The sequence below is a fragment of the Actinomadura sp. NPDC049382 genome, assembly GCF_040677125.1.
Classification (GTDB): domain Bacteria; phylum Actinomycetota; class Actinomycetes; order Streptosporangiales; family Streptosporangiaceae; genus Spirillospora; species Spirillospora geliboluensis.
The window spans coordinates 1-10,427 of the sequence record NZ_JBFARO010000198.1 but is presented as its reverse complement, the minus strand read 5'-3'; the positions used below and the strand labels follow the sequence as shown (position 1 = coordinate 10,427).

General features: G+C 73.8%; 9 protein-coding genes and 1 pseudogene. 1 reads left to right on the top strand and 9 read right to left on the bottom strand.

Annotation, left to right across the window (positions count from 1 at the left end; genetic code table 11):
- The first annotated feature begins 240 nt into the window (after positions 1–240).
- On the top strand, positions 241–477 hold the full coding sequence (locus tag AB0K34_RS44560; protein WP_171069316.1) for a DUF397 domain-containing protein: 237 nt from the start codon (positions 241–243) through the stop codon (positions 475–477).
- Positions 478–529: 52 nt separating this feature from the next.
- On the opposite strand, the gene AB0K34_RS44555 is transcribed toward AB0K34_RS44560, so the two are convergent.
- The 9 genes and pseudogenes from AB0K34_RS44555 to AB0K34_RS44515 all read right to left on the bottom strand — a co-directional run.
- Positions 530–1,870 (bottom strand): hypothetical protein, encoded by a 1,341-nt coding sequence (locus AB0K34_RS44555; protein ID WP_364554562.1) that lies wholly within the window; start codon positions 1,868–1,870, stop codon positions 530–532.
- A gap of 146 nt (positions 1,871–2,016) precedes the next feature.
- Positions 2,017–3,006, bottom strand: a complete 990-nt coding sequence (gene alc / locus AB0K34_RS44550) for an allantoicase (RefSeq protein WP_364554560.1) — start codon at positions 3,004–3,006, stop codon at positions 2,017–2,019.
- Positions 3,003–4,295 carry an allantoinase AllB gene (gene allB, locus AB0K34_RS44545; RefSeq protein WP_364554558.1) on the bottom strand — a complete coding sequence of 431 codons (1,293 nt, stop codon included), beginning with the start codon at positions 4,293–4,295 and terminating at the stop codon, positions 3,003–3,005. The genes alc and allB overlap by 4 nt, the downstream gene beginning before the upstream one ends.
- Positions 4,280–5,083 (bottom strand): TIM barrel protein, encoded by an 804-nt coding sequence (locus AB0K34_RS44540; RefSeq protein WP_364554557.1) that lies wholly within the window; start codon positions 5,081–5,083, stop codon positions 4,280–4,282. The genes allB and AB0K34_RS44540 overlap by 16 nt, the downstream gene beginning before the upstream one ends.
- Complete coding sequence (pucD, locus tag AB0K34_RS44535; protein WP_364554555.1) at positions 5,080–7,485, bottom strand: xanthine dehydrogenase subunit D; 2,406 nt, start codon at positions 7,483–7,485, stop codon at positions 5,080–5,082. Before pucD ends, AB0K34_RS44540 begins: the two co-directional genes overlap by 4 nt.
- Positions 7,486–8,829 carry an 8-oxoguanine deaminase gene (locus AB0K34_RS44530; RefSeq protein ID WP_364554553.1) on the bottom strand — a complete coding sequence of 448 codons (1,344 nt, stop codon included), beginning with the start codon at positions 8,827–8,829 and terminating at the stop codon, positions 7,486–7,488.
- On the bottom strand, positions 8,826–9,308 hold the full coding sequence (locus AB0K34_RS44525; protein WP_138640093.1) for a (2Fe-2S)-binding protein: 483 nt from the start codon (positions 9,306–9,308) through the stop codon (positions 8,826–8,828). The genes AB0K34_RS44530 and AB0K34_RS44525 overlap by 4 nt, the downstream gene beginning before the upstream one ends.
- Entirely contained in the window at positions 9,308–10,186 is an 879-nt protein-coding gene (locus tag AB0K34_RS44520; RefSeq protein ID WP_138640092.1) for an FAD binding domain-containing protein, read from the bottom strand. The genes AB0K34_RS44525 and AB0K34_RS44520 overlap by 1 nt, the downstream gene beginning before the upstream one ends.
- A gap of 14 nt (positions 10,187–10,200) precedes the next feature.
- Positions 10,201–10,427: pseudogene (locus AB0K34_RS44515) on the bottom strand (urate oxidase); the annotation flags it as partial.

Genomic DNA, 10,427 nt, shown 5'->3' with positions numbered 1-10,427 from the left:
CCGCCGCCTCGCCGCCCGCGCGCTGTCCGGCATCTGGACGATGGAGATGATCGAGATGCTGCGCGGCAACGCCACCGCCGAGGAGATCCAGTCCCGGCTGGAGATCACCGCCGCCCGCCTCCTCATCGACCCCTGAGCGTCGCATCGACCCCTGAGCACCCGTCCGGTTACCGTGTGGCGCGGGCCCCTTCCCGACTAGCCTTGGCCCCGTCAGGGAGCCAGGACGAAGAAGGTGTGCCAGTGACCGAGCAGGAACCGATCCTCAGCGACGGGGTCATCATCGAGTTCATCGATGGCAAGGACGTCCCCGTCCAGCACAAGGACTTCGGTGAGAGGGCCGTCGTGATGCGCGACGCCAAGAACCCCGCGGGCCCGATCCTCTACTTCACCGAGGCCGAGTGGGACGCCTTCATCGCGGGCGTCAAGGACGGCGAGTTCGACGACCTCCTGGAAGAGGACCCCACCGAAACCCACTGATCCGCGGCGGTCCGCCCCCGCCCGCGGTCCGAGGCGGGGGCGGCTACCTCCGCTACGGGTGCGAGGGCTGGACGACGAGGGCGGTCGGGCGGTAGGTCAGGAAGGCCGCGGGGTCCAGGGCGAGGGACGCGGCGGTCCTGTTCAGGGAGTTCGCGGTCGTGCTGGGCCAGTGGCCGGTCTTCACGCGCTTCTCCAGGGTCTGGAGCGAGGCCACGTACTCGGACGCGGTGAAGTTGCAGTGGCCGGTGCGCTTGACGTACGCCTGGCGCAGCAGCGGGGTGCGGCCCGCGGCGCGGACGGTTCCGGCGTACTCGTTCTGGTGCTCGACCGGGACGAGCTGGTCGGAGATGGTGTGGACGGTCAGGGTCGGGACGGTCAGGCGGCCGGTGGGTTCGGACGTGCGGGTCAGCCAGGCGAGGGGCGCGGGCTCGACCTGCTTGGCGGCGGTCGCGGAGAGTTCGGCGAGGTCGGCGCGCAGGTTCAGGCCGGCCTTGCGGTAGAGGGCCTCGACCTGGCGGAGGTTGGCCGAGGTGCGCAGGAGGCGCGCGTAGTCCAGGCCCTTGTTCCAGGCGCTGTCGCCGCCGGCTGCCTGGTCGATCGAGTAGCGGCCGCTGAAGATGAACGTCAGGACGCCCGATGACAGCCACTGGTACTGCTGGAGTTCCTGGGCGGCGTAGTCGCGGCGGGGAGGCGGGGAGTCGCCGGAGAACCAGGACGACTGGTTGAGGAACGCCGAGGCCAGCGCGATGCGGGCGCGGCCGGCGGGGGTGGACTGGGCGTTCGTCACGGCCAGGGTGAGCTGGGTTCCGGCGACGACGCCGTCCACCGGGGACGTGTAGTCGGTCAGCTTGATCCGCTGGGACGGGGCGAGCAGGGTCGCGATCGTGTGGCCCGCGTTGAGCTGGTAGTTGTTCAGGTCGGGGCCGCCGCCGACGATGCCGCAGGTGGTGAGGACGCCGTCCACGGCGCGGGTCTCCGCGAGCTTGGCGCTGACCAGGCCGCCCATGGACTGGCCGAGGGCGAGGGTGCGGCGGGGGCGGCCGATGAGCTTCGCGAGGGCGTCGCGGGTGCCGATCTGGTCGCGGACGGCGCTGCCGAGGGCCCACAGGGAGCCGTCCGGGTCGTAGGACGAGCCGGCGAGGGCGTAGCCGCGGTCGAGGAGGGCCTGGCCGGCGGCCTCGCTCGGGCGGTCGGCCGGGGTGAGGGGCCCGAAGCCGTGGCTGAACAGGACGAGCGTGCCGTTCCAGTCGGCCGGGACGTCGGCGATCCAGGTGGCGCCGTCGGGGAGCGTGCCGGTGTAGTGCGCGGGGGCGGCCGCCGCGTGGGCCGCCGGGGTGAGGGCCAACGGCGCCGCCAGGACGGCGGCGAGCGCGCCTGCCTGGAGTCGTTTCATGGGGGTTCCTCCTGGGCCGGACTCAATAAATGGATGTCGGCGTAGCGGGCGTCAGGATTTTGTCGAGTATTTGGCCGTGACAGGGGTGCGGAGGCGATGGAGTGCTCAGAATTTAGGCAGGTTCTTAGCGGCCGTCAATGGTTTGCCTAATGTTTCAGGGCGGTCCAGCGGGCGTCGAGGGCCCGGGCGCCGTCCGGGGTCAGGTCACCGAGGAGGCGGAGGCGGGCGATGCCCCCGTCCGGGTGGATGTCGAGCCGGACGTGCGTGACCTCGGGTGACGCCGTCAGGCGGAAGCGGTGCCTGGTGTCCGGGAGCAGGGCGGTCCGGGGCAGCAGGGGGTGCCAGGTGCCGGCGGCGTCGCGGCCGTGCAGGGCGGCCGAGCCGGGGGCGTTGAACTTCAGGTTCGCGGTGTCGATCTCGGCGAGCCTGACCACGCCGGGAGCGGCGAGGCGGATCACCGCCCAGTCGTGCCCGGCGTCGCGGCGCCGGGCCGTCTCCCAGCCCTCGGCCTGGTTGCGGGCCAGGCCGGGGAACAGCATGTTGTCGGGCGAGGAGTAGAACATGTTCGAGCACTCGGTGACGCGGGCGCCGTTCTCCAGGGCGGCCAGGTCGACGGTGAGCCCGGCGAGCAGGCGGGGGTCGGGGACCACCTCGCCGTGGACGCGGAGCCGGGCGATGCCGCCATCCGGGAACATGTTCAGCCTGACGTGGGTGAACAGCCGCTCGACCGCCACCGGGAAGGCGTGCGCGGTGTCGCCCTTCAGGGGGCTCTCCGGGACGATCTCCACCCAGCCCGCGCCGGAGAGGTCGGACGGGTAGCCGTCCACGGCGCACGCCTCCACGGACGCGCGGGGCGGGTAGTTGCCCTTGAACCAGGCGGTGTCGATCACGACGCCGCGGACGACGCCGGGCAGCCCGAGCCTGATCAGTGCCCAGTCGTGGCCGCCGTCGCGGCGGCGGGCGGTCTCCCAGCCGTCGTACAGCTGCCCCTTCGGGCCGAACGTCTCCGGGGAGAACGCCGGGGCCCACGGGTTGATCAGGTTCTCCTTTTCGGCGAACGACTCGTCGCTCGCCGCCGCCACCGAGCCGCCGAGGGTGCGGACGGCCAGGTCGGGGAGGGAGGTGAACTCGGTCATCGCGGTTCCCGGTGGAGGAGGCGTCCGCGGCCGGCGGGCTCTCCCCGGAGCCAGGTGGCCTGGACGGCTCCGGTGAGCGTCCGGCCCGCGTAGGGGGTGACGGGGTGGCGGTGGTGGAGGGCCGCCGGATCCACGGTGAACGTCTCGTCGGGCGCGAAGGCGACGAGGTCGGCGTCATTGCCGACGGCGATGGCGCCCTTGCCGGGGACGGCGGCCAGGGCGGCGGGCGCCTCGGACATCCAGCGCACGACCGCGTGCAGGCCGTGCCCGCGTTCCCGTGCCGCCGTCCAGACGACGGGGAGGCCCAGTTGCAGGGACGAGATGCCGCCCCACGCGGTCGCGAAGTCGCCTCGCTTCAGCTCGGGCGTGCAGGGCGAGTGGTCGGTGACGACGCACGAGATGACGCCGTCCGCAAGCGCCTGCCAGAGCAGTTCGCGGTTGGCGGTGCCGCGGATGGGAGGGCAGCACTTGAAAGCGGTGACGGCGGCCTCCTCGGCGGAGAGCGCCAGGTAGTGGGGGCAGGTCTCGGCGGTGACGGGAAGGCCGTCCGACCGGGCCTTGGCGAGGACGTCCAGGCAGTCGGCGGCCGACAGGTGCAGGATGTGGGCGCGCGCCCCGGTCTCCTCGGCCAGCCGGACGACCCGCTCCACGGCGAGGCGTTCGGCGGACGGCGGCCGTGACGCGAGGAACTCCGCGTAGCCGCCGCCCGCCGGGGGGCTGAGCTCCGCCGGCTCCTCGGCGTGGACGATCACCAGCCCGCCGAACCCGGCGATCTCCCGGAACGCGGCCCGCAGCTCCGCGGCGGAGAGCGGCGGGAACTCCGGGACGCCCGAGTCGGACGTGAAGCACTTGAACCCGAACACGCCGAGGTCGTGCAGCGGGCGGAGCGAGGCGAGGTTGCCGGGGACGGCGCCGCCCCAGAAGCCCACGTCCACGGCGCACGCGCCCTCGGCGGCGGCGCGCTTGGCGGCGAGCGCGGGCGGGTCGACGGTCGGCGGCAGCGCGTTGAGCGGCATGTCGATGAGCGCGGTGACGCCGCCCGCGGCGGCGGCCCGGGTCGCGGTGGCGAAGCCCTCCCATTCGGTGCGGCCCGGTTCGTTGACGTGGACGTGGGTGTCGACCAGGCCCGGCAGCAGCGCCACGTCGCCGAGGTCGACCGAGTCGGCGGCGGGGCCGCCGGCCGGGTAGGGGGAGATCGCGGTGATCCGGCCGTCGCGGACGGAGACGGCGGCGGGGCGTTCGCCGTCCGGCAGGACGGCGCGGCGCGACCTGATCAGGAGGTCGTCCATGCGAACTCCTCCGCCGAGGGCCCCTGCGGCACGTATTCGAGCGAGACCCGGCCGCCGTACCCGATGTCGTCGAGGACGGCGAAGACGCGGTCGAAGTCGATCCGGCCGGTGCCGGGGCGCCCCCGGCCGGGCGCGTCCGCGATCTGGACGTGCCCGATGTCGGCGGCGTGCGCACGCGCCGCCTTCTCCAGGTCGTCGCCGTTCGTCGCCAGATGGAAGGTGTCGAACAGGAGCCGGACGTTGTCCGCGCCCGCCGCGCGGACGCGCGCCACCACCCCGGCGGCGTCGGCGGCCGTCTCCAGCGGGTAGGCGCCGTTGAGGCCGCGCGCCAGCGGCTCGATGAGCAGCGTCCCGCCGATCTCGCCGACCCGCCCTGCGGCGTGGACGAGGTTCGCGGTGGCGACGTCGTCCTGCTCGGCGGGGTCCGCGCCGTCCAGCCGCTGCCCGTAGAGCGCGTTGAACGACCGGGCGCCGGTGCGCTCGGCGATCCGCAGCAGCACGTCCAGGCTCCGGCGGAACTCCTCGGCGCGGGACGGGTCGGACAGCACGCCCCGCTCCCCCGCCGCCAGGTCGCCCGCGTAGAGGTTCAGCGCGATGAGCCGCACGCCGGCGTCCTCGACCGCCCGGCAGAACGCGTCCGCGTCGGCGGCGGACGGCTCCGGCTCGCCGTTCCACGGCCACCAGAACTCGACCTCGCCGAAGCCGGCCGCCCGCGCCGCCGCCGGGCGGTCGAGCGGCGGGAACTCGGTGAACAGGATCGAGCAGTTGACCGCGAACCGCCGGGTCATGGCCCTCCTTGGACGATGTGATCCGAGACGGTGTGATCCGAGACGGTGTGATCCGAGACGGTGTGCTCGGAGACGATGTGCTCGGAGACGATGTGCTCGGGGCGGACGGGGACGCGGGTGAGGGCGCGGCCGGTCGCGTCCCGGATCGCGGCGACGATCGCGGGCGTGGACGACAGCGTCGGCGGCTCGCCCGCGCCGCGCAGCCCGTACGGCGCCTCGGGGTCGGGATATTCCAGAATGTCCAGCCGCATGGGCGGCATGTCGAGGATGGTGGGGATCAGGTAGTCGGTGAACGACGGGTTCCGGACGAGCCCGTCCGCCACGACGATCTCCTCCATCACGGCGAGGCCGAGGCCCTGCGCGGAGCCGCCGTGGATCTGGCCCTCCAGCGACAGCCGGTTGATGATCTTACCGACGTCCTGGACGGCGGCCAGCTCGACGACCTTGACGAGGCCGAGCTCCACGTCCACGTCGACGACGGCCCGGTGCACGCATAGCGCGAGCTGGGTGTGGCTGCGGCCCTGCCCGGTGAGCGGGTCCATCCGGGAGGTGGGCCGGTGGTGGTACTCGCGGGTCTCCTCGATGGCGGCGGATCCGAGGACGTCCTCGATCGTGCCGAGCACCCCGCCCGACCGCGAGACGATCTTCCCGCCGGCGACCGTCAGATCGGTGCGGCCGAGGCGGTCGGCGGCGAGCGCGAGCAGCCGCGCCCGCACCGCCTCGCAGGCCGCCTTCACCGCGCCGCCCGTCATGTACGACTGGCGGGACGCGCTGGAGGAGCCCGCGTCGCCGACCCCGGTGTCCGCCGGGGCGATGGTGACCCGCTCGACGCCCAGCTCCGTCCGCGCCACCTGCGCCTGGACGGTCACGAGCCCCTGCCCGACCTCGGCCGCCGCCGTGTGGACGAGCGCGGTCGCCTCGCCGCCGATGACCTCCAGCCGGACGCGGGCGGTCGACTTGTCGTCGAAGCCCTCGGAGAAGCAGATGTTCTTGATCCCGACGCCGTAGCCGACGCCCCGCACGACGCCCTCGCCGTGCGTCGTCTGCGCGACCCCGCCCGGCAGGTTCCGCAGGTCGGACGGGTCGGCGGCGGCGGGCGGCGGCATCGCCTCCAGCCGGGTCAGCATCTCGGCGAGCGGCGCGGGCGACTCGATGACCTGCCCGGTCGCGAGCCGCGACCCCTGCGAGACCGCGTTGCGGCGGCGGATCTCGATCGGTCCGAGGCCGCAGGCCGCGCCGAGCCTGTCCATCATCGACTCGTAGGCGAAGCACGCCTGGACGGCGCCGAACCCGCGCATCGCCCCGCACGGCGGGTTGTTGGTGTAGACGCCGTACGCGTCGATCCGGATGTTGGGGATCTCGTACGGGCCGACACCGAGCGACGCCGCGTTGCCGACGACGTTCATGGTGGACGAGGTGTACGCGCCGCCGTCCAGGATGATCTCGACGTCGGCGTAGAGGAGCCTCCCGCCGGACGTGGCGCCGTACTCGTAGCGCATCCGCGCGGGATGCCGGTGGACGTGCCCGAAGAACGACTCGTACCGGTCGTACGACATCTTCACCGGGCGGCCGGTGTGCAGCGCGAGCATCCCGGCGTGGATCTGCATCGACAGGTCCTCGCGGCCGCCGAACGCGCCGCCGACGCCCGCGAGCGTCATGTGCACCCGGTCTTCGGCGAGCCCGAGGCAGGGCGCGATCTGCTTGAGGTCGTTGTGGATCCACTGCGTGGAGACGTACAGGTCGATGCCGCCGTCCTCGGACGGGATCGCCAGGCCCGACTCGGGCCCGAGGAACGCCTGGTCCTGGATGCCGACCTCGTACTCCCCGGACACGACCACGTCGGCCTCGGCCTTCGCGGCGTCCACGTCCCCGACGCGGACCGGCTGGTGGCGGGTGATGCCGCCGCGGTCCTGGACCTTCAGCCGCTCCGGGTCGGCGATCACGGCGCGCGGGTCCGTGACCGGCTCCAGCACGTCGTACTCGACGGCGATCAGCTCCAGCGCGCGCCGCGCCGTCTCCGGATGGTCGGCGGCGACGAGCGCGACCGGCTCGCCCTGGTGCCGGACCTGGTCGATCGCGAGGACGGGCTGGTCCTCGGTATGGTCGATGCCGAACACCTTCCGGCCCGGCACGTCGGCGTGGGTGAGGACGGCCCGGACGCCGGGCAGCGCGAGCGCCGGCCCGATGCCGACCGACCGGATCAGCGCGCGCGGGTGCGGGCTGCGGAGCGTCGCGCCCCACAGCATGCCCTCCATCCACAGGTCGGACGCGTACGCGAACTCGCCCGTGGCCTTGAGCGTCCCGTCCGGCCGCAGCGGGCTCTCCCCGACCCCGCCGATGCCGGGCGCGGCGACATGTCCCGGGCTCCTCACCGGGGACGCCTTACCGGACGGTGACCCCATCTAGAGCACCTCCTCCGCGAGCCGCATGAGGCGGCGGTGGGCGTCGGCGCCGCGCCGCGCCGCCTCGTCCTGCGGGACGGTCACGAGGGTGTCGCCGTCCACGACGGTGCGCCCGCCGACGAGGAGGCGCCGCAGCGGCGGCACGGGGCCGAACGCGAACGCGACGACCGGGTCGTCGATCGCCGCCTGGAAGCCGTCCACGCGCCACAGCGCGATGTCGGCGAGCTTGCCGGGTTCGAGGGAGCCGATCTCGTCCTCCCGGCCGAGGCAGCGGGCGCCGCCGAGCGTCGCCATCTCCAGGGCCTGCCGGGCGGTCAGCGCGGTCGGGCCGTAGCGGGCGCGCTGCATGTAGAGGGCCTGCCGGATCTCCCCGGCGAGCGGGACGAGCTCCGCCGACGCCGAGCCGTCCACGCCGAGCCCGACCGCCGCGCCCTCCGCCAGCAGGTGCGACACGCGGGCGATCCCGGCGCCGAGCCGCGCGTTCGAACTCGGGCAGTGCGCGGTGCCGGTGCCGGTCTCGGCGAGCCGCTTGACGTCGGTGTCGTGCAGGTGGACGCAGTGCGCGAGCCACACGTCCGGGCCGAGCCAGCCGATCGAGTCCAGGTACTCGGCCGGCGTCATGCCGAACTGCTCGCGGGTGTGCTCCTCCTCGTCCACCGTCTCCGCGAGGTGGGTGTGCAGCCGGACGCCCTTGTCGCGCGCCAGCCGCGCCGACTCCACCAGCAGGTCGCGGGTGACGGAGAACGGCGAGCACGGCGCGACGGCGACGCGCAGCATCGAGCCGGGCGACGGGTCGTGGTACCGGTCGATCGCGTCCGCGGTCGCGGCGAGGACCGTGTCGAGGTCCTCGACGACCTCGTCCGGCGGGAGGCCGCCCTGCGACGCGCCCCGGTCCATCGAGCCCCGGCACGGGTGGAACCGGACGCCGACCTCCCGCGCCGCCTCGATCTCCGCCGCGAACAGGTCGCCGCGCCCCTTCGGGAACAGGTAGTGGTGGTCGGTGGAGGTGGTGCAGCCCGACTTGGCGAGCCACGCCAGCCCGGCCGTCGCCGCGCCCGCGACGACCTCGGCGTCCATCGCCGACCAGGGCTTGTAGAGGGTGGTCAGCCACTCGAAGAGCGTGCCGTCGGTGACCATGCCCTGGCTCGCCCACTGGTAGAGGTGGTGGTGGGCGTTGACCAGGCCGGGGGTGGCGAGGCAGCCGCGGGCGTCGATCCGCTCCGGGTCGCTGCCGGGGGCCCTTCCGGGGCCGACGGCGGTGATCCGGTCGCCGTCGATCACGATGTGGCCGTCCGGGTACTCCTCGCCGGAGACGGTGACGACGTGCGCGTTCTCGATGATCATGCGCCGGCCCTCCGCCGCGCGGCGAGGCGCACCGCGTCCAGGATCTTCTCGTAGCCGGTGCAGCGGCACAGGTTCCCGGCGAGCGCCTCGCGGATCTCGGCGTCGCTCGGCGCCGGGTTCCGGGCGAGCAGGTCGTGCGACTGGACGATCAGGCCCGGCGTGCAGAACCCGCACTGGACCGCGCCCGTCTCCACGAACGCCTCCTGGACGGGGTCGAGCCGCTCGTCGCCGGGCGGCCCCTCGGCGAGGCCCTCGACGGTGACGACCTCGCGGCCCTCGGCCTGCCCGGCCGCGACCAGGCAGGCGCACACCGGCACGCCGTCCAGGTAGACGGTGCAGGAGCCGCATTCGCCCTGCTCGCAGGCGTTCTTCGAACCGGGGAGGCCCATCCGCTCGCGCAGCATGTAGAGCAGGCTCTCGCCCTCCCACACGTCGTCCACGGCCTCCGCCGCCCCGTTCACGGTGACGTTCACGCGCATCAGGACGCCCTCCTTCCGTTCGCTCCCGCCCGGTACTCGTCCCAGGCCCAGGTCAGGGTGCGGCGCGCCAGCACCGACAGCGCGTGCCGGCGGTAGCCGCCCGTCCCGCGGACGTCGTCGATCGGGGACGCCGCGTCCCGCACCAGGTCGCCGAACCGCCGCACCGCCGGCTCCGGGAGCGGGCGGCGGCCGTCCCAGTCCAGCTCGTGGGAGATGAACGCCTCGGCCTCGGGGGCGGTGCGCGGGGTCGGCGCGGCGGAGCCGAGGCCGGTGCCGACGCGCCGCTCGCCGGGGTGCAGGGCCAGCGCGAACGAGCACACGGCGATCACCATCGCGTTCCGGGTGCCGATCTTGGAGAAGTACTGCGGGCCGGACGCGGGCACCGCCCAGAACGCGCGGATCAGCTCGTCCGGCTCCAGCGCGTTGCGCTTCACGCCGGTGAAGAACCGGCCGACCGGGATCATCCGGACGCCGCGCGCCGCCGACTCGGCCTCGATCACCGCGTCCCCGGCGAGCAGCGGCGGATGGGCGTCCCCGGCGGGCGACGCCGCGCCGAGGTTGCCGCCGGCGGTGCCCCGGTTGCGGATCTGCGGCGAGCCGACCGTCCGGGACGCCTGCGCGAGGCCGGGCAGCGGCCCGCCCAGCTCGGTGATCAGCCGCGCGTAGGGGACGCCGGCGCCGACGCGGAGCCGGCCGTCCACCCTGTCCCATTCGGTGAGGTCGCGGATGCGGGTCAGGTCGAGCAGCGCCTCGGGGCGGTCCTGGTCGAAGTTGATCTCGACCATGACGTCGGTGCCGCCCTGCACGGGCCGCGCGCCCGGCCGCCCCGCCTTGGCGGCCAGCGCGTCCTCCCAGGTCAGCGGTCGCAGGAAGTCCATGTCTCCAGAGTTCCTCAGTTCCAGGCGGACGGGGCGTCCCGCGCGTCATCGGTGAGCACCGTGCCCTCGATGAGCCCGTACGGGCGGTCCGCCGCGAAGTAGACCTCGTTGTCGTTGTCCAGGCCGAACGGCTCCAGATCGACCAGGAAGTGGTGCTTGTTGGGCAGTGACAGCCTGATCTCGCAGAGGCCGTCCTGGCCGTCCAGGACGCTCCGCCCCATCTGGAAGAGCGTCTGCTGGA

What these genes read in the sequence shown, in the direction of transcription:
- AB0K34_RS44555 (WP_364554562.1), bottom strand. Translation starts at nt 1,870, where the DNA reads ATGAAACGACTCCAGGCAGGCGCGCTCGCCGCCGTCCTGGCGGCGCCG.
- alc (WP_364554560.1), bottom strand. Translation starts at nt 3,006, where the DNA reads ATGACCGAGTTCACCTCCCTCCCCGACCTGGCCGTCCGCACCCTCGGC.
- allB (WP_364554558.1), bottom strand. Translation starts at nt 4,295, where the DNA reads ATGGACGACCTCCTGATCAGGTCGCGCCGCGCCGTCCTGCCGGACGGC.
- AB0K34_RS44540 (WP_364554557.1), bottom strand. Translation starts at nt 5,083, where the DNA reads ATGACCCGGCGGTTCGCGGTCAACTGCTCGATCCTGTTCACCGAGTTC.
- pucD (WP_364554555.1), bottom strand. Translation starts at nt 7,485, where the DNA reads ATGGGGTCACCGTCCGGTAAGGCGTCCCCGGTGAGGAGCCCGGGACAT.
- AB0K34_RS44530 (WP_364554553.1), bottom strand. Translation starts at nt 8,829, where the DNA reads ATGATCATCGAGAACGCGCACGTCGTCACCGTCTCCGGCGAGGAGTAC.
- AB0K34_RS44525 (WP_138640093.1), bottom strand. Translation starts at nt 9,308, where the DNA reads ATGCGCGTGAACGTCACCGTGAACGGGGCGGCGGAGGCCGTGGACGAC.
- AB0K34_RS44520 (WP_138640092.1), bottom strand. Translation starts at nt 10,186, where the DNA reads ATGGACTTCCTGCGACCGCTGACCTGGGAGGACGCGCTGGCCGCCAAG.